General features: G+C 66.6%; 14 protein-coding genes. 9 read left to right on the forward strand and 5 right to left on the reverse strand.

What is annotated here, in order from left to right:
- The first annotated feature begins 147 nt into the window (after positions 1-147).
- The 6 genes from acnA (at position 148) to ACZY1F_RS16720 (ending at position 8,257) form a co-directional block, all read left to right on the forward strand.
- The gene (acnA, locus tag ACZY1F_RS16695; RefSeq protein ID WP_463943166.1) at positions 148-2,958 is read left to right on the forward strand and encodes an aconitate hydratase AcnA; all 2,811 of its coding nucleotides are present in this window, start codon (positions 148-150) and stop codon (positions 2,956-2,958) included.
- Between the two features lie 129 nt (positions 2,959-3,087).
- Complete coding sequence (gene dxs / locus ACZY1F_RS16700) at positions 3,088-5,061, forward strand: 1-deoxy-D-xylulose-5-phosphate synthase (RefSeq protein WP_463943168.1); 1,974 nt, start codon at positions 3,088-3,090, stop codon at positions 5,059-5,061.
- Entirely contained in the window at positions 5,058-5,675 is a 618-nt protein-coding gene (locus tag ACZY1F_RS16705; protein ID WP_463943169.1) for a DUF402 domain-containing protein, read from the forward strand. Before dxs ends, ACZY1F_RS16705 begins: the two co-directional genes overlap by 4 nt.
- Complete coding sequence (locus ACZY1F_RS16710; RefSeq protein ID WP_463943170.1) at positions 5,672-6,232, forward strand: hypothetical protein; 561 nt, start codon at positions 5,672-5,674, stop codon at positions 6,230-6,232. The genes ACZY1F_RS16705 and ACZY1F_RS16710 overlap by 4 nt, the downstream gene beginning before the upstream one ends.
- 10 nt (positions 6,233-6,242) lie before the next feature.
- Complete coding sequence (locus ACZY1F_RS16715) at positions 6,243-7,220, forward strand: aldo/keto reductase (protein ID WP_463943172.1); 978 nt, start codon at positions 6,243-6,245, stop codon at positions 7,218-7,220.
- An 11-nt stretch (positions 7,221-7,231) separates the two neighbouring features.
- Positions 7,232-8,257 (forward strand): nucleoside hydrolase, encoded by a 1,026-nt coding sequence (locus tag ACZY1F_RS16720; RefSeq protein ID WP_463943173.1) that lies wholly within the window; start codon positions 7,232-7,234, stop codon positions 8,255-8,257.
- Between the two features lie 9 nt (positions 8,258-8,266).
- Here ACZY1F_RS16720 and ACZY1F_RS16725 read toward each other — a convergent pair whose 3' ends face one another.
- Positions 8,267-9,691 carry a mycothione reductase gene (locus ACZY1F_RS16725; RefSeq protein WP_463943175.1) on the reverse strand — a complete coding sequence of 475 codons (1,425 nt, stop codon included), beginning with the start codon at positions 9,689-9,691 and terminating at the stop codon, positions 8,267-8,269.
- Positions 9,692-9,968: 277 nt separating this feature from the next.
- Between ACZY1F_RS16725 and ACZY1F_RS16730 the strand changes: the two genes are divergently transcribed.
- The 3 genes from ACZY1F_RS16730 to ACZY1F_RS16740 are packed head-to-tail and all read left to right on the forward strand — an operon-like array spanning position 9,969 to position 13,118.
- Positions 9,969-10,835, forward strand: a complete 867-nt coding sequence (locus tag ACZY1F_RS16730) for an ECF transporter S component (protein WP_463943176.1) — start codon at positions 9,969-9,971, stop codon at positions 10,833-10,835.
- A 10-nt stretch (positions 10,836-10,845) separates the two neighbouring features.
- Positions 10,846-11,589, forward strand: coding sequence for an energy-coupling factor transporter transmembrane component T (locus tag ACZY1F_RS16735; protein ID WP_463943178.1), 744 nt, complete (start codon positions 10,846-10,848; stop codon positions 11,587-11,589).
- 2 nt (positions 11,590-11,591) lie between these two features.
- A complete protein-coding gene (locus ACZY1F_RS16740; RefSeq protein ID WP_463943180.1) occupies positions 11,592-13,118 on the forward strand; it encodes an ABC transporter ATP-binding protein in 1,527 nt (508 codons plus the stop codon).
- On the opposite strand, the gene ACZY1F_RS16745 is transcribed toward ACZY1F_RS16740, so the two are convergent.
- The 4 genes from ACZY1F_RS16745 to ACZY1F_RS16760 form a co-directional block, all read right to left on the reverse strand.
- Positions 13,104-15,320 carry a 3-hydroxyacyl-CoA dehydrogenase NAD-binding domain-containing protein gene (locus tag ACZY1F_RS16745; protein ID WP_463943182.1) on the reverse strand — a complete coding sequence of 739 codons (2,217 nt, stop codon included), beginning with the start codon at positions 15,318-15,320 and terminating at the stop codon, positions 13,104-13,106. The genes ACZY1F_RS16740 and ACZY1F_RS16745 overlap by 15 nt on opposite strands.
- Positions 15,317-16,621, reverse strand: a complete 1,305-nt coding sequence (locus ACZY1F_RS16750; RefSeq protein WP_463943184.1) for a thiolase family protein — start codon at positions 16,619-16,621, stop codon at positions 15,317-15,319. The genes ACZY1F_RS16745 and ACZY1F_RS16750 overlap by 4 nt, the downstream gene beginning before the upstream one ends.
- A gap of 121 nt (positions 16,622-16,742) precedes the next feature.
- The gene (locus ACZY1F_RS16755) at positions 16,743-18,071 is read right to left on the reverse strand and encodes an HRDC domain-containing protein (RefSeq protein ID WP_463943186.1); all 1,329 of its coding nucleotides are present in this window, start codon (positions 18,069-18,071) and stop codon (positions 16,743-16,745) included.
- 31 nt (positions 18,072-18,102) lie between these two features.
- Complete coding sequence (locus tag ACZY1F_RS16760; RefSeq protein ID WP_463943188.1) at positions 18,103-18,753, reverse strand: DUF3000 domain-containing protein; 651 nt, start codon at positions 18,751-18,753, stop codon at positions 18,103-18,105.
- Positions 18,754-18,805 lie beyond the last annotated feature (52 nt).

Below are 18,805 nucleotides of genomic sequence, written 5' to 3' on the forward strand. Positions count from 1 at the left end.
GTAATCCCCCGTCGCGCACCGTACTCTCGGTTGAGTATTCACGGCTGACCTCCTGCAATTTTTGTGGCCAGCACTAATTAGGCCTGCCTAACTAGAAAGCGGTCTACCGCGCGACAAAGATGAAACTGTTGCGAGAGGAGTCCTGCGATGAGCACTGTGGACAGCTTCGGTTCAAAAGGCAAACTTAATGTAGCCGGAACCGAATACGAAATTTTCCGGTTGAACTCCGTTGAAGGTGCAGAAAACCTTCCGTTCAGCCTCAAGGTATTGCTTGAAAACCTGTTGAGGACCGAGGACGGCGCGAACATCACGGCCGATCACGTGCGTGCCTTGGCTGGCTGGGATCCTAATGCCCAGCCCGATACAGAAATCCAGTTCACGCCTGCCCGCGTGATCATGCAGGACTTCACCGGCGTGCCCTGCGTGGTGGACTTGGCGACAATGCGTGAAGCGGTCAAGGAACTCGGCGGTGACCCCAAGCGGGTTAACCCGCTGGCTCCGGCGGAAATGGTCATTGACCACTCCGTGCAGATCGACGCTTTCGGTAACTCCGGCGCACTGGAGCGCAACATGGAGATCGAATACCAGCGCAACGGCGAGCGATACCAGTTCCTGCGTTGGGGCCAGACCGCATTCGATGACTTCAAGGTTGTTCCTCCGGGAACCGGCATTGTGCACCAGGTCAACATCGAGTACCTGGCGCGCACGGTCATGACCCGTGAAATCGACGGCGTCCTCCGGGCCTACCCGGACACCTGCGTTGGCACCGACTCGCACACCACCATGGTCAACGGCCTGGGAGTCCTGGGCTGGGGCGTTGGCGGCATCGAAGCCGAAGCGGCCATGCTGGGACAGCCCGTTTCGATGCTCATCCCGCGTGTTGTGGGCTTCAAGCTGACCGGGTCCATCCCTGCCGGCGCCACCGCCACCGACGTGGTGCTGACCATCACCGAGCAGCTGCGCAAGCACGGTGTTGTGGGCAAGTTCGTCGAATTCTACGGCGAAGGCGTCGCGGCTGTGCCGCTGGCCAACCGCGCCACCATCGGCAACATGAGCCCGGAATTCGGCTCCACCGCCGCAATGTTCCCCATCGACGACGTCACATTGGACTACCTGCGCCTCACCGGCCGCTCGGACGAAAATGTGGCACTCGTGGAGTCCTACGCCAAGGAACAGGGCCTCTGGCACGATGCTTCCCGCGAGATCAAGTTCTCCGAGTACCTCGAGCTGGACCTGTCCACGGTTGTTCCCTCCATCTCTGGCCCCAAGCGTCCCCAGGACCGCATTGAGCTGACGGATGCCAAGGAACAGTTCCGCAAGGACATCCACAACTACGTCGCCATCGAAGACGGCAGTGTGGACGAGTCCCTGGACGAATCCTTCCCGGCATCGGACGCCCCGTCGTTCACGCACGCCGACTCGCACACCACCGAGACCAGCCGTATTGTGTCCGCAGCGAACGGCGCCCACGGGCGTCCGTCCAACCCGGTGCATATCAAGACTGAAGACGGCCGCGAGTTCGAACTGGACCACGGAGCGGTATCCATCGCCTCGATCACGTCCTGCACCAACACGTCCAACCCCTCGGTGATGCTGGCCGCAGCCCTGCTGGCCCGCAACGCCGTCGACAAGGGCCTGACCTCGAAGCCGTGGGTCAAGACCTCCGTGGCCCCCGGGTCCAAGGTTGTCACCGACTACTACAACAAGTCGGGTCTGACCCCGTACCTGGAGAAGCTTGGCTTCTACATCGTCGGCTACGGCTGCGCCACCTGCATCGGCAACTCCGGCCCGCTGGACGCCGAAATCTCCGAGGCCATCCAGGCCAACGACCTTTCCGTCACCGCGGTGCTTTCCGGTAACCGCAACTTCGAAGGCCGGATCAACCCGGACGTGAAGATGAACTACCTGGCCTCCCCGCCGCTGGTCATCGCTTACGCCCTGGCCGGTTCCATGGACTTCGACTTCGACACCGATTCCCTGGGCAAGGACGAAGCCGGCAACGACGTCTTCCTGAAGGACATCTGGCCCAACCCGGTTGAGGTCCAGCAGGTCATCGATTCCTCGATCGACAAGGACATGTTCGCCCGCGGCTACGAGGGCGTCTTTGAGGGCGACGCGCGCTGGAAGGCGCTCGACACCCCGGCTGGCGACACCTTCGCCTGGGATCCGAACTCCACTTACGTCCGGAAGCCCCCGTACTTCGATGGCATCAAGGCGCAGCCGGAACCCGTCCAGGACATCTCCGGCGCACGCGTGCTGCTGAAGCTGGGCGATTCGGTCACCACCGACCACATCTCCCCGGCCGGTTCCTTCAAGTCGGACACTCCCGCCGGCCAGTACCTGCTGGCCAACGGTGTGGAGCGCAAGGACTTCAACTCCTACGGCTCACGCCGTGGCAACCACGAAGTCATGATCCGCGGCACGTTCGCGAACATCCGCATCAAGAACCAGATCCTGGACGGCGTCGAAGGTGGCTTCACCCGCGACTTCACCCAGGCTGACGGCCCGCAGGCATATGTCTACGACGCCGCCCAGAACTACCAGGCAGCCGGCACCCCGCTGGTGGTCCTGGCGGGCAAGGAATACGGTTCCGGATCCTCGCGTGACTGGGCAGCGAAGGGCACCGCCCTCCTGGGCGTCAAGGCCGTCGTCGCCGAGAGCTACGAGCGTATCCACCGCTCCAACCTGATCGGCATGGGCGTCCTGCCCCTGCAGTTCCCGGCGGGAGAATCCGCGGCGACCCTGGGCCTGACCGGCACGGAAACCTTCGCGGTTGAGGGCGTCACTGCCCTGAACGAAGGCACCACGCCGAAGACCCTCAAGGTCACTGCCACAGCAGAAGACGGCTCCGCCAAGTCCTTCGATGCAGTACTCCGCATCGATACTCCGGGCGAAGCCGACTACTACCGCAACGGCGGCATCCTGCAGTACGTCCTGCGCCAGATCTCCGCTAACTAGCCGGAATCTGAACCCACGCAGCACTCTTTCGAAGCCCCGGCCGGTCACCAACCAGCCGGGGCTTCGGCTTTGCATTTTCTGCGAAGCGTTAGAGTTAACAGGCACGTCTACCACCCGAAGGAGGGGTCATTGGGAATCTTGGACACCATCCGGAATCCGCAGGACCTGAACCAGCTGACACAAGAGCAGCTCGAACAGCTGGCCGCTGAGGTCAGGAGTTTCCTGATCACCAACGTCTCCCAGACAGGTGGACACCTCGGCCCCAACCTCGGTGTTGTGGAACTGACCCTGGCCGTGCACCGCATCTTCGACTCGCCCCGGGACAGCATCGTGTTCGACACGGGCCACCAGTCCTACGTGCACAAGCTCCTCACCGGCCGGCAGGACTTCAGTACCCTGCGCCAGCAGGGCGGCATGTCCGGCTACCCGTCCCGCGCCGAGTCCGAGCACGACATTGTGGAAAGCTCCCATGCTTCCTCTTCCCTCTCCTGGGCGGACGGCATATCCCGCGCCAGGCAGCTCACCGGCGAGTCGGAGCGCTACACCGTCGCCGTCGTCGGAGATGGCGCGCTGACCGGCGGCATGGCCTGGGAAGCCATCAACAACATTGCAGCGGACAAGCGCCGCCGCGTGGTGATCGTTGTCAACGACAACGGCCGCTCCTACGCCCCCACAGTGGGGGGTTTCGCGGACTACCTGGCCTCACTGCGTCCCACCATCGACTCGTTCCGTGCAGCCCCTGCCTATGAGGGCACGCTGGACTGGTGGAAGAAGAAGCTCCAGAACAGCGGCCCCGTGGGCCAGTTCACCTACAAGAGCCTGCATGCCATGAAGAAGGGCATCAAGGACTGGTGGGCCCCGCAGGGCATGTTCGAAGACCTCGGCATGAAGTACATCGGCCCCGTCGACGGCCACAACCTGCAGGCCATGGAGCACGCCCTGTCCACGGCCAGGAACTACGCCGGACCGGTGATTGTCCACGCCATGACCGAAAAGGGCCACGGTTACGCCCCGGCCCGGGCCCATGAAGCGGACCAGTTCCACGCCGTGGGCATTATCGATCCGGAGACGGGTGAACCGACCGGAGTTTCCGGGGCACAGTCCTGGACGTCTGTTTTCGCTGACGAGATCGCGAAGATCGCCGATGAACGCCCCGACATCGTGGGCATTACCGGGGCCATGCTCATTCCCGTGGGCCTGCACAAGTTTGCGGCCAAGCACCCGGACCGGGTGATCGACGTCGGCATCGCCGAGCAGCATGCGCTGACGTCCGCCGCCGGCATGGCGTTCGGCGGGCTCCACCCCGTGGTGGCCGTGTATGCCACTTTCCTGAACCGCGCCTTTGACCAGCTCCTGATGGACGTGGCATTGCACAAAGCCGGCGTCACCATCGTGCTGGACCGAGCCGGCGTCACCGGCCCGGACGGGGCCAGCCACCACGGCATGTGGGACATGGCCATGGTCCAGATCGTGCCCGGACTCCACCTCGCCGCGCCCCGTGACGCCTCCCGGCTGCGCGAAGAACTCCGGGAGGCCGTGGCCATCAACGATGCCCCCACCGTGGTGCGCTTCTCCAAGGGCACCGTGGGCGCCGAAGTGGAAGCCATCGAACGGCTGGGCGACGGTGTTGACGTGCTGGCCCGCCGGCCGGCCGGGTCCACCGAAAACGATGTCCTGATCGTCAGCGTCGGAGCCATGTCCGAACTGGCGCTCGACGTCTCCAACCAACTGGGCGCCCAAGGCATCAGCACCACCGTGGTGGACCCGCGCTGGGTGCTGCCCGTACGGCGTTCCATCATTGCGCTTGCCTCCCACCACCGGCTGGTCATCTGCATCGAGGACGGTGTCCGGGCAGGCGGCGTCGGATCGCGCATCCGCCAGGAAATGCGGGCAGCCGGCGTTGACACCGCGCTGAACGAGGTGGGTCTCCCTGCAGAGTTCCTGGACCACGGCACGCGGAGCCAGGTGCTGGAGCGCGTCGGGCTGACGGCCCAGCAGATCACGCACGACGTCGTCGCCCAGGTTTTGGGCACAAAGGTCCCCTTCGCGCGCCCCCTGCCAGGCCAGGAGCACCCCACCACCGGCAGCCTGCCCATCCTGTGAGGGAAGAAGACGCACTGAAGTATCCGGCCGCCGTCGGGGATTCACACCCGGCGCGGCATACCAGCACCACCCGCGTCCCCGCGGAACTGCAGCCAGGCCAGCTGGTGGTGGCCCGGAACCGGAAATGGAACGGAAAAGCCCATTGGGTGGTCCCAGGCCGGTACCTCGGCGAGGACCGGCACGGCTGGTGGATTTTCCAGGGAACCAACGAATTCTGTTCGCGCCCCGGGGCTGCCTTCTACACCGCATCCGACGCCGTGCTGCTGGTACCGCGATCCGGAGACTGGGTGGCCACGTTCTACGACGACGCCCATCCGGCCGGGGTCAGGGTCTACGTTGACCTCGCCGTCGCCCACGAGTGGACGGACATCCGGCCCGCGGTCACCGAGTTCCACGTGATCGACATGGACCTGGACGTGATCCGCATGGCCGGCCGGGGCGTCTTCATCGATGACCAGGACGAGTTCGCCGAGCACCGCATCGCCATGAATTACCCGGACCGGCTGGTGGATGACATCCAGGCCGCCGCGGATGAGCTATATCAGGCCGTCAAGGCACAACACGCACCATTCGACGGAACAGACGTCGAATGGTTCACGAAGGGACGGTCATGAGCGGAATCATCAGGGTCTACAAACGGGACGACGAAGGAACACTGCACTTCCGTGAAGGCTGGTTCGACGAGGACTACAGCCAGTTTGTGATGAACTACGGCGTGGTGGGGCACCAGAGCAAAACCGAAGAGACCGATGTGGCCGATGCCGCCGCGGTGGAGGGCCTCATGGATGCCTTTGCCGTGCAGTGCGCGGAGGACGGCTTCGCCGAAATCCCCGACGAGGAGCAGTTCTGGGTAGTGGCGCAGTTCGCCCTCAAAACCAAGGAGGGCACCGACCGTGACCGCTACCTTGAGGAAAAGGCGAAAGACGCCCTCATCAGCCACTTGGCCTGGCGCGGCCTGGGAACCGTGGATCGCTCGGAGTTCAGCGACTACAAACTGAACATCTTCTGCCTCTGCCCCGACGTGAACAAGGCCGTCAGCGCCATCAAGGTCTGCAGCCGCGGCGAAGACCTCGACTTCACCAAGCTGAGCATCGGTGCCGCCTCCTACGGCGAACCGGACAACTTCAAGCTCAAGCACTCCGCGAAGCCTGCCAACACCTTCAGCCTCTAGAGGGGAAAACATGCCTGACTACCGACGCCTGGGAAACTCAGGGCTGACCGTCTCCGTCGTGGGGCTCGGCGGCAACAACCTGGGCCGCGCCAACACGGTGACCGAATCGCAGGCGGGGACTGACGCCGTCGTCCATGCCGCCCTCGACGCCGGCGTGACGCTTTTCGACGTCGCCGACAACTACGGGCGCGAGCCCGGACTCAGCGAGACGATGCTGGGCAAGGCGCTGGCCGGCAAGCGGGACGACGCGGTGGTAGCCACCAAATTCGGCATGGATGTCCGGGGTGCCAACGGCAACGACTTCGGAGCCAGAGGGTCCCGGCGCTACATTGTCCGGGCGGTGGAGGCCTCGCTGCGGCGGCTGGGCACGGACTGGATCGACCTTTACCAGTTCCACACGCCGGACTCCCTGACGCCCATCGAGGAGACGCTGAGCGCCCTTGATGACCTCGTCACGAGCGGCAAGGTCCGCTACATCGGACACTCCAACCGCGCCGGCTGGCAGATTGCCGAGGCCGAATTTGTTGCGCGGGCCGCCGGCGGCACGCGGTTCATCTCCACCCAGAACCACTACAACCTTCTGGACCGGCGCGCGGAGCAGGAGGTCACGCCGGCCGCCGAGGCGTACGGTATCGGTGTCCTGCCTTATTTCCCGCTGGCCAACGGCCTGCTGACGGGCAAGTATTCGCCGGGCACGGCTCCCGCCGGCTCGAGGTTGAGCCATACACGCACCAACATGGTGCACGACGCCGACTGGGACCAGCTCCAGCGCTTCAGTTCCTTCGCCGCAGAACGCGACCTGACCGAGATCCAGGTGGCCTTCTCCTGGCTCGCGGCCCAGGCTGCCGTCAGCAGCGTGATCGCCGGGGCCACCAGGCCGGAGCAGATCCGCCAAAATGCGGCTGCTGTCGCCTGGGTGCCGTCGCCGGCGGAGCTCGCGGAACTGGATGCGATCTTCCCGAAGGTCCCCCAAGTGGCTCTCTTCTAGGAACCCCGCCGATGACCAGGCTGCTGCTGGACGTGGATACCGGGATCGACGATGCCCTGGCCCTGGCCTATCTGGCGTCGTTGCCGGAGGTGGAATTCGTGGCCGTGACGGCGTCCCCGGGAAACGTGGATGCCCACCAGGTGGCGAGCAACACCCTCGCGTTGCTGGAGCTGTGCGGCAGGCCCAACGTGGAAGTCGCCGTCGGCGCCGTGGCCCCACTGGGCATCCCGCTGGTGACAACGCCGGAAACCCACGGCCCGCAGGGGCTGGGACATGCAGTCCTGCCTCCGCCGTCGGGTACGGTGTCGGCACGGCACGCCGCCGACGCCTGGGTGGACGCCGCCCGCGCCCATCCGGGGGAGCTCACAGCCCTGATCACGGCACCTCTGACCAATTTCGCCCTCGCCATCCGCCGCGAACCGCGGCTGCCTGAACTGCTGGGCAAGGTGGTCATCATGGGCGGCAGTTTCTTCCACCAGGGGAACACCACACCCACCGCAGAGTGGAACACGCACGTTGATCCGCATGCGGCCAAGGAAGTTTATGCCGCCTACCGGGGTCTTCCGGCGGACCGGCTTCCCATCGTCTGCTCCCTGGACACGACGGAGCGGATGGAGATGCGCCCGGAGCATGTGCGGCGGCTGGCCGCGGCGGCAGGCTGCGCCGTGGAGGAACTTGTGCTGCCGGAACAGGCCGAAGGGCTCAGGAGCGGATCCGATAACACCCTGGTGCGGCACCTGTCCGATGCGCTGCGCTTCTACTTCGAATTCCACCGGCGCTATGACCAGGGCTACCTGGCGCACGTCCACGACTACTTCGCCGCCGGCGTGGCAGCCGGCACCCTGGAATACAGCACCCGGCCGGCCACGGTGGACGTGGAGGTTGAGTCGGCCATGCTGATGGGGACCACCGTGGCGGACTACCGGAACCTGTGGAACCGGCCGCACAATGCCCGGATCGTCTCCGACAACAACCCGGCGCAGGCGTTCGACGAACTGGTGGGTTCCCTCGGGCGCCTGGCCCGGACGGTCGGCTGAGACCCAGCCCTACAGCGGCGCGTCTTCGGGCACCTCAACGTCCAGGGAAAGCAGGGCGTTCTCCACCACTTCGGTCAGGGCCGGGTGGATCCAGTAGGGGCCCCGCGCAAGCTGGTGGACAGACACGTCCGTTGCCATCGCCTGGACCAGCGGCTGGATCAGGAGCGAGGCCTCATGGCCCATGATGTGCGCGCCGAGCAGCCGGCCGGTGGACCGTTCCGCCACAAGCTTGACCACACCTTCGTCGTCCTCCATGGCCCAGCCGTACGCGGTGGAGCCGTAATCCTGGACGGCGGTGACAACGTCCGCCGCTGCTGCGGCCTTCTCCCTGGCTTCATCCTCGGTCAGGCCCACGGAGGCCACCTGGGGATTGCTGAAAACTGCGAACGGCACCGCTGTGTAGTCGATGGTCCGGAGCCGGTCCGGGTTTTCCAGGTTGTGCGCCACCACCCGGGCTTCCCGGTTGGCGACGTGTTTGAGCTGGTAGCTGTTGGCGATGTCGCCCAGGGCATAAACACCGTCAACGGGCCTGCCGCCGGCGAGGACCCTGAGGTTCGTGTCCACGGACAGGGTGTGGTCCTCATTCAGGTCAAAGCCGGCGGCGTCCACACTGAGCCGGTCCGTGTTCGGCACGCGCCCGGTGGCCATCAGGACGATGTCCGCCGCGATGCGCAGCTGTTTGCCGTCGCCGTCAGCGAAGACCACGGTGACGCTGCCGTCGGCGTTGTCCTCCACTGCCTTGAGCAAGTAGCCAAGCTTGAGCTTCCAGCGGCCAGCCGCCGCTGCGGCGAAGCGTCCGGCGATTTCGGCGTCGTTCCCCCGCAGCAGCCGCCGCGAACGGTTCACCTGGGTCACGTCGGCCCCGAAACCGTGGAACACGGCAGCGAACTCGGCGGCGATGTACCCGCCGCCAACCACCACCACCCGTTCGGGCGGACCATCGATGCGCATCACAGTGTCCGACGTGTGCACCTGCGGCAGGCCGATCCCGGGCACGTCGGGGAGCACAGCGCGGGAACCCGCGGCCACCACCACCCGGTCCGCGGTGAGCTCCACGCCCGAATCAGTGCTCAGCGACCGTGGACCGGTGAACCGGACGTGCTCCTGGTACAGGTCCACATGGGCCAGTTCATCGGCCCGGTACCGCCGGCCGGACTCGGAAATCGCGTCGATGCGGCCGAAAATCCTGTCCCGCAGTTCATTCCAGCGCACCTTGTCCAGGCTCAGGTCCACACCCAGCCGGGCGGCCTCCCGGGGCGCGGCGGCTAAGGACGCCGGGTAGACAAACATCTTTGTGGGGATACAGCCGGCGTTCAGGCACGTGCCGCCGAACACGCCGCCGTCGATCATGGCCACCTTCCTGTCGTCCCAGAACGGGGTGATCAGCGAATTGCCGGATCCGGATCCGATGATGGCCAGGTCGTAGTGGGGCATTTGTGCCTTTCGGGAAGTCCAGGCGGGCGGGCGGTCGGTTGACGAGCCCACTCCACATCGTACGACCGGGCTGCTGCCCGCGGATGCAGGGTGGTACCCAACATGTTGGCAGGGTTGCCGGCAAGGACGGGCACGGCGTGCGAACTCTCGGACGGTAGACTGGGCCGCGGACCCGGGCCGGCGCAGACGCCCCCGGCTGCCGCCGAGGTGACATAGGCGGCATTCCGCACCGCCCGGGCTACCGGGCGCCACTGCCTGCATCCCCAGAAGGAACGCCATGTCATCGCCCTCCCTCACGCTGCCGTCACATCCGCCGGCCACTGTCCGGAACCGCCGCCTGCTGGAAACCCTAGGAGCACTGGCCATCGCCGGCACCTATATTTACCTGGTCATGAACCAGCCTGCGGACATCACCGGTGGCCCGGGCAGCGCCTCGGCCCTGATCACCCTGTCGGGCTTCCTCGTGGGTGCGGTGCTGCTGATCCTCGGCGTGCTGCCAACGCTGCCAGTGTCCACGCTGGTGCTGATTCCGGTGGCATTGGTTCTGAATATTGTCCTGGGCCAGTTCGTCGGAAGCACGTTGGTCCCGTTCTACCTTGATGCCATCGGCACGGTCCTGATCGCCGTTCTGGCCGGGCCCGCCGCTGGAGCAGCCACGGGCGCCCTCAGCAGCATCGTCTGGTCATTCTTCAACCCCACCGTCCTGCCGTTCGCCGCCGGTGCCGCCCTGATCGGCTTCCTGGCCGGCATCGCCGCACGCCACGGCCTGTTCCGGCGCTTCTACCTGGCACCGGTGGCGGGCTTCGTGGCCGGCATCATCGGAGGTGTGGTCTCAGCTCCCGTTGCCGCGTTCGTCTTCGGCGGCACCTCCGGCCTGGCCACCGGGGCCATCGTCAGCGCCTTCCGCTCCATGGGTGACACCCTCCTGGCGGCAATCACCAAACAGGCCCTGATCTCGGACCCCATGGACAAGGCCATCGTCTTCACCCTTGTAGCCGTCCTTGTGTACGCACTGCCGCGCCGCACCCGCCTGCAGTTCCCCTTTGTCCGGCGGTACCGCGTGCTCGCGGGAACAGCCATCAGTCAGCCCGCCGGCGAGTCCATGGGCAAGTCCAGCCGCCATTCCATCAGCCAGGGCGCCTGACCCACCCCCGATGCGCCTTCACCCCTTCACCTCGCTGGCCGTTGCCGGCAGCACGGCAGTTATCACGACGGCGGCCGCCAGCTGGCCACTTTCCGTCACGGTGATCGCCGCGGCCGCGGGCTTGTCGGTCGCCGGGGGAGCGGCGCGCCGGATGCTGCCGGCCGCGGCGGTCATCCTGGTTCCGCTGGTGCTGTCGCTGCTTGCCCTGCACGGACTGTTCTTTCCTGAGGGCACCACCGTGCTGGCGCAGTGGGGACCGGCGCGCGTCACCGCCCAGGGCCTGCAGTTTGCGCTCGAGCGGGCGGCGCAGCTTTCCGCAGCCGTGCTCGTGCTGCTGCTGTATTCATTCACAGTCAGCGTTCCGGACCTGGTGGCTGCCCTGTCCACCTGCGGCGCCAACGCGCGGTTCGCGTTTGTCCTCGCCTCCACCCTGACGCTGCTGCCGGCCATCAGCTCACGGCTGGGGCGGATCCGGCAGGCCCAGGAAGCCCGTGGCCTGGTGATCAGGCCTGGAATAGCGGGGCGGGCCGCCGCATTCCGGTGGCAGGCGGTGCCCCTGGTGCTGTCCCTCGTGGAGGAAGCCGGTACCCGCGCGGCGGCCCTGCAGGCCCGCGGATTCGGTAGTGCCGGTCCAATCACCAGTTACCGTCAGGTGCAGGATTCTCCGGTGCAGCGGTGGGTGCGCCTGGTTCTGCTGCTCGCGGCGCTGGCGGCCATCGCCGCCCGCCTCTGGCAGCCGACGGCGGGTGCCTAGCAATGGTGCAGACCCCACCGGCGCTGGCTGCCGGCGTCGAAGAATTTGTCTTCCCCGGCGAAAACGAACCCGTCCTGGCGGGCATAGACCTGACCTTGGCTCCAGGATCACTGACAGCGGTCCTGGGCGGTTCCGGCAGCGGCAAATCAACATTGGGCCGCCTCCTCGCCGGTTGGTTGCTGCCCGGCGACGGCGGGACACTCACGGGTTTTCTTGAGCTTGCCGGCGCGCGCGTGCGGTTCGCCGGGACAGCTGCCGATCCGCGGATCGATGCCGGCAGCTGGGGCCGTCACGTGGGCTATGTGCCGCAGGACCCCGCCGCCGCCTTGTCCACGGTCCGGGCCACCGTAGCCGAGGAACTGGCTTTCGGGCTGGAAAACGCGGGGGTTGACCGTGAGAGTATGGCCGGCGCCGTCCGGCACTCAGCAGTGCTGACCGGCCTGGCCCATCTGCTGGACCGGGATCCTGCCACCCTTTCCGGTGGACAGCTGCGCCGCCTGGCCATCGGCTGCGCGGTCATTTCCCGCCCCGCAGTTATCATCATGGACGAGCCCTCAGCCTCCCTCGACCCGGCCGGAGCCGAAGACCTCGCTGCCCTGGTGCGGAACCTCGTACAGGACGGCACCGCCGTCGTGATCCTGAGCCAGCGGGCCGACGGTTTCCTGCACGACGCCGATACGTGGCTTGTCCTGACCGGCGGTACCGTGGCCGCGGCCGGTATGCCCGCAGAAATCCTGGCTGTCGGTGCCCTTGAACCGGCCGGCGTGGTCCGGCCCCGCCCGCTTACAGGTCGCCGGAGGCCGGCCGAAGCAGGCTACCCAGCCGCCGTCGACAGTCCGCCGGCATTGGAACTGCGTGACGTCTCGTTCGCTTTCCGGGGGACGCAGCCCATAGGTTGGTTCAGGGCACAACCGGGCCCACCGGCCGCCGCGGTACTGCACGGACTCAGCCTTACGCTCCACGCAGGCGAGATCCTGGCGGTGACAGGTCCCAACGGTGCCGGAAAGTCAACGCTGCTAAGGCACCTCAACGGCTTGCTCCAACCAACCGCGGGCAGCGTGCTGGTCAACGGGCGGAACATCGGCGGGCACCCGGCGGGACGAGTGGCCCGCGACGTTGGGCTCCTCTTCCAGCAGCCCCGGGACCAGCTGTTCGAGCGGACCGTGGAACGGGAAGTACGCTTCGGACTCGTCCGCCACGGGCCGGCAGCGGACCATGCGGTGCAGCACGCGCTCGCCGCCGTCGGCCTGGAGCACCTTGCCGGACGGCACCCGGCTGAACTGCCTGCGTCCCAGCAGCGGCTTCTGGCCCTGGCCACAGTGCTGGCCCGGCGTCCCTCAGTGCTTGCACTGGACGAGCCGACCGTTTCGCTGGACGGCCATGGACTGGCCGCGCTGGACCGGGTGGTACGCAGCACGACGGCGGGAGGCACCGCCGTCGTGCTGGTCACCCACGACCTGGACTACGCCCGGTCCATTGCACACCGGCTGCTGCGCCTCGAGGCCGGCCGCCTGCTACCCGCGGACTGATTCCGGGGTAGCTCCATCCGCGCTGACTGATTCGGACGACCCACCCGACAGGCCCGACGCAACACCGGGCGCGAGGAACCGCTTGCCGTTGACACGTTCCGCGGCGCCCACCCGGTCCAGGTACGGCGTGATGCCGCCCAGGAACATCGGCCAGCCGGCGCCGAGGATCATGCAAAGGTCGATGTCTTCAGGACCGGCCACGACGCCCTCATCCAGCATCAGCCCGATCTCCTCGGCCAGGGCATCCTGGACCCGGCGCAGCACCTGGTCGCCGGTGGACGGCGACGTGCCGAAGGACATCAGCGACAGCGTGGAGTCCGGGATCTCCTGGGAGCCGTCGGCGGCCGGGGCCCAGAGCGACTTCACGCCGTTCTCGATCAGTTTCTGCAGGTTTGTGGACACAGCGAAACGGTCCCCGAAGGCAGCGTGCAAGGACTCCTGGACGTGCTGGGCCACCGGCAGGCCCACCATGGCACCCAGCGTGAACGGGGTCATCGGCAGGCCCATGGGGCGCAGCGAGGTGTCGGCAACGTCCGCGGGGGTCCCTTCGTCGAAGGCGGCCGTCACTTCGCCCATCAGCCGCAGCAGGATCCGGTTGACCACAAAGGCCGGCGCATCCTTGACCAGGACCGCAGTCTTTTTCAGGCCCTTGGCGAGCTCAAAAGCGGTGGCCAGCACGGCGTCGTCGGTCTTGGGCGCGCGAACGATTTCGAGCAGCGGCATCAAGGCCACAGGGTTGAAGAAGTGGAAACCCACCAGCCGTTCCGGGTGCGCGAGGTCTTCGGCCATGGCCGTGACGGACAGCGAGGACGTGTTGGTGGCGAGGATGCAGTCCGGCGAGACGATTGCTTCCACCTCGGCGAACACCTGCTTCTTGACGTTCAGCTCCTCGAAGACAGCCTCGATGACAAAATCGGCGTCCGCGAACGCGTCCTTGGAGACCGATCCCGTGACCAGGGCCTTGGTGCGGTTGGCTGCGTCCGGGCTGATCCGTTTTTTGCCGAGGAGCTTGTCCACCTCGGCATGGACGTAGCCCACGCCCTTGTCCACACGGGCCTGGTCGATGTCCGTCATCACCACGGGAACCTTGAGCTGGCGGGCGAACAGGAGGGCAAGCTGGCTGGCCATGAGGCCCGCACCCACAACGCCGATCTTGGTGACCGGACGGGCCAGCTTGCGGTCGGGTGCGCCGGCAGGCCGCTTGGAACGCTTCTGGACCAGGTCCAGGAAGGCGTATACGGTGGCGCGGAACTCGTCTGTCTGCATCAGGCCGGCGAGGGTTTCGCACTCGAGCGCGGCCGATTCGGCCTGGGACATGGTCCGGTTGGCTTCGAGGATGTCCAGGACCTTGGCCGGCGCAGGGGAGGCGTTGGAGGTCTTGGCCTCCACAAAGGCCCGGCCTGCGGCGACCGCTGCAGACCAGCGCCCGGCAACGGCGGAATCAGCCGGGTCAACGGCGTTGGCCCGCTCCGGGACCGACTCGCCGGTGATGACAGTCGCCGCCCAAGCGAGGGACTGTTCCAGGAAGTCTGCCGGCTCGAACAGGGCGTCGGCGACGCCCAGCTCGAAGGCCTGTGGCCCGCTGAGCGTCCGGTTGTTGCTGAGCGGGTTCTCGATCATCACCTTGACCGCGTTCTCGGGTCCGATCAGGCGCGGCAGGATGTAGACGCCGCCCCAGCCGGGGACCAGGCCGATGAAAGCCTCGGGAAGCGCCAGCGCGCCGGCGCCGGTGGACACCGTGCGGTACGTGGACTGCAGGGCGATCTCCAGGCCGCCGCCGAGGGCAACGCCGTTGATGAACGCGAAGCTGGGGACGCCGAGGTTGGCCAGCGTGGCATAAACGTCATGCCCGAGCTGCGCCATCCACAGGCCATGATCACGGTTCTCCAGAGACTTCACCGCGGACAGGTCGGCGCCGGCCACGAGGAAGTACGGCTTGCCCGTCACGCCTACGCCAACGATCTCGCCGCGGGCCGCACGCTCCTTCAGGCTCTCGAGGACCGTGCCCAGTTCGACCAGGGTATTGGGGCCCAACGTGGTGGGTTTGGAATGGTCCAGGCCGTTGTCCAGGGTGATCAGCGCGAACACGCCCGGGCTCTGCTGGCCGGCGGCAGCTGGCAGCTTGATGTCCTGGACGTACGAGTGGGTCACGGTTTCGTCGGGGAAGAGCCCGGCAAGCTTGGTGAAATCAGCGGCGCTCATGCGGCGGCTCCTTCGGTGGTTGCAACTGTGACTGCTTCGGGACCGTCGGCTGCGACGGCACCGCTGTATTTCGAGTGATGCGGGTTTTCCCAGATGACGGTGGCGCCCATGCCCAAGCCTATGCACATGGTGGTGATCCCGTACCGGACGGAGGGGTCTTCTTCGAACTGCCGGGCAAGCTGGTTCATCAGCCTGACCCCGGAGGACGCGAGGGGGTGGCCCACGGCGATGGCGCCGCCGTAGCGGTTGACGCGGGGGTCGTCGTCGGAAATTCCGAAATGGTCCAGGAAACTCAAGACCTGCACGGCGAACGCTTCATTGATCTCGAACAGTCCGATGTCCTCAATGCTGAGGCCGGCGTTCTTCAGGGCCTTTTCGGTGGCGGGCACGGGGCCGATGCCCATGACCTCCGGTTCGACGCCTGCGTACGCAAAGCTGACCAGCCGCATCTTCACCGGCAGGCCCAGTTCGGCCGCAGCTTCCGAGGAAGCCAGGACGGCGGCCGTGGCGCCATCGTTCAGGCCGGCGGCATTGCCAGCCGTCACGCGCCCGTGGGCGCGGAAAGGAGTCCGCAGGGCCGCCAGGTCCTCGAGCGTGGTGCCCGGGCGGGGCGGCTCATCCACGCTGTTAACGGTCCAGCCCTGTCCCGGCTTCAGGGTGGCCACCGGAACAAGATCCGGCTGGATCTGGCCCTGTGCGTAGGCGGCCGCGAGTTTGTCCTGCGAGGCAACGGCGTAGGCGTCCGTCCGTTCCTTGGTGATGGCGGGAAAACGGTCATGCAGGTTTTCGGCGGTGTTACCCATGTTCAAGGCGGCTGGGTCAACCAGGCGCTCGGACATAAAACGCGGGTTCGGATCGGCTCCGGAGCCCATCGGGTGGTTGCCCATGTGCTCGACACCGCCGGCGATCACCACATCGTAGGCGCCGAAACCGATGCCGCTCGCCGTTGTGGTGACTGCCGTCATGGCGCCGGCGCACATGCGGTCGATGGCGAATCCGGGGACGGTGCGGGGGAGTCCGGCCAGGAGGGCAGCCGTGCGGCCGAGGGTCAGGCCCTGGTCGCCGGTCTGGGTGGTGGCGGCGACTGCGACTTCGTCGATCCTGGCTGGGGGCAGGGTGGGGTTGCGGCGCAGAAGTTCGCGGATGCACTTCACCATCAGGTCATCGGCGCGGGTTCCGGCGTAGATGCCTTTCTCGCCGGCCCGGCCGAAGGGTGTGCGGACGCCGTCAACAAAAACGACGTCGCGGACAGTTCGCGGGGATCCGCTGCTGTGTTCTCCGCTGTGGCGGGCTTGGCTCACGTTTACTCCTCATCGAGACGTTGGCGCCGTCCGGAGGCCAAAGGGCAGCACTCGGCGGGACGGCAGTGCACACTATGTTACTCGTCAGTAACTTAGTGTGCAAGGCTCGGTGGCAGGGCGTTTACTCGGTGGCTGCGCTGGCCTTGGTTTCCTTGGCCGGCAGCGGTTTCGGGTTGAGGAAAGCGTCAGTGATGAGCGGCGCGATCAGGCCGATCTGCCATTCGCGGGCACCGAGGGTGCGCAGCTCGGTAGCCACTGCTTCTTCGGTAACGTCCGACGGCGGACGCCACGCCACGCGGCGCAGGTAGTCCGGCGTCAGCAGGTTCTCCATGGGAAGGTTCAGTTCCTCCGCCTTCTCCTGCAGCAGCGGGCGGGCGGTGGACAGGCGTGCCGCGGCCTCGGGGTCGCGGTCGGACCACACCCGCGGCGGGGGCGGTGCGTTGGTGGGCAGGTGCAGCGGTGGAAGGTCCTCAAGGTCGCGGGCAGCGGCGATGCAGCGGAGCCACCGGGGTGCCTCACGCTGAGCCGCACGGCCGTGGAAGCCCTTGGTGCCAAGCAGCTGGGGAACGGTGGACGGCATGGCCTTGGCAGCGGACACCAGGGCGGAATCCGGGATCAGCCGACCCGGCGCCACATCGCGTTTCTGTGCCAGGGAATCGCGCTCCAGCCACATTTCGCGGACCGCGGCCAGCTGGCGCCGGTCGCGGATCTGGTGCAGGCCGGATGTCTTGCGCCAGGGGTCAACCCGGGGAGGGGCAACGCCGGCGGCAAGGATCGCGGCAAATTCCTGCTCGGCGTAGTCCAGCTTGCCGTCGGCCTGAAGCAGTTCGATGAGTTCTTCACGCAGTTCGGTCAGGACTTCCACGTCCAGGGCGGCGTAGCGCAGCCACGGCTCGGGCAGGGGCCGCGTGGACCAGTCGGCGGCTGAATGTTCCTTCGCCAGGCCAAAGCCGAGCAGTTGTTCGATGACGGCGGCCAGGCCAACGCGAGGCAGACCGGCCAACCGGGCGGCGAGTTCCGTGTCGAAGAGCTTGTCCGGCCACATGCCCAGCTCGAGCAGGCAGGGCAGGTCCTGGCTGGCTGCGTGCAGGATCCATTCCACCCCCTGGAGCGCTTCGTTGATGATGGACAGGTTCTCGAACGGTTCAGGATCGATCAGCCAGGTACCGGAGCCTTCGCGCCGGATCTGCACCAGGAACGCGCGCTGGCCGTACCGGAATCCTGAGGCCCGTTCTGCATCAACCCCTGCGGGCCCTGTTCCGGCGGCGATGGCGGCCGCACACCGCTCCAGCCCGGACTGCGATTCGATAACCAGCGGCACGCCGTCGCGCGGAGCATCGAGGTCAATGACTACGGGGACCTGGCTGTCGAAGCCTTCCACCGTGATGTGGGGAGTGGTATCAGCAGCCGGAGCGCCGGCCGTGGTGTTTTCCGGAATATGAGGGGTCATGATGCCTTCAGTTTACCGACAAGGGGCAGTCCTAGTTCCGGCGCCGGCGCGGAAGGGCCGCGACGCCGTCGGGCAGAGGGGGGAGGCCGGCGAACGTGCAGACCATGTCTGACCATGCCTCCAGATGGGCAGCGACGTCCGACGACGCCGGAGTCCAAGAGGCGCGAAGCTCGATATCGATCGACCCGGGCCGGTCAGAAAGTGTTCCAAAGCTCTCCGACAGCACGCGGGTGGCGGTCCCGCCGGCCGCCCGGTAGGGGGCCGCGTGATTCTCCAGTGCCTCCACCAGCCAGGTCCAGGCGACGGTGCCCAGCATTTCGTCGTTGCCCATTTCGGGTTCAAGCTGGGCCCGGATGTATGTGACAATCCGGAATTCGCCGTCCCAGACCGCTGAACCGTCGGGGTCATGCAGCAGGATGAAACGGCCAGTGGCGAGCTCGGTGTCGTCGTCGTCCTCGGTGCCGGACGCCGCGGCCAGGGCCATGGCCGCGGGCCCGTGGACGGGAGTGGTGCCGCTGCCCGTCCCGGACGCCATGACCTCTGCCCCGAGTGCCACCGCAAACGGTGCCAGGCGAGCCGGGGCGGGAATTTCCGCCAGGCGCAGCTCACTGCGGCATTGGGCCTTCCTGAGGGTTCCCAAGGCGTGGAGAAATTCCGGGGGAACCGCGGCTAGTGCGTTCACCTTCGCAGATTACGCAACAGCAGGGGGCGGGCAGTGCAGGCTCGCCGTCGGC

The organism is Pseudarthrobacter xylosi (genome assembly GCF_055412765.1).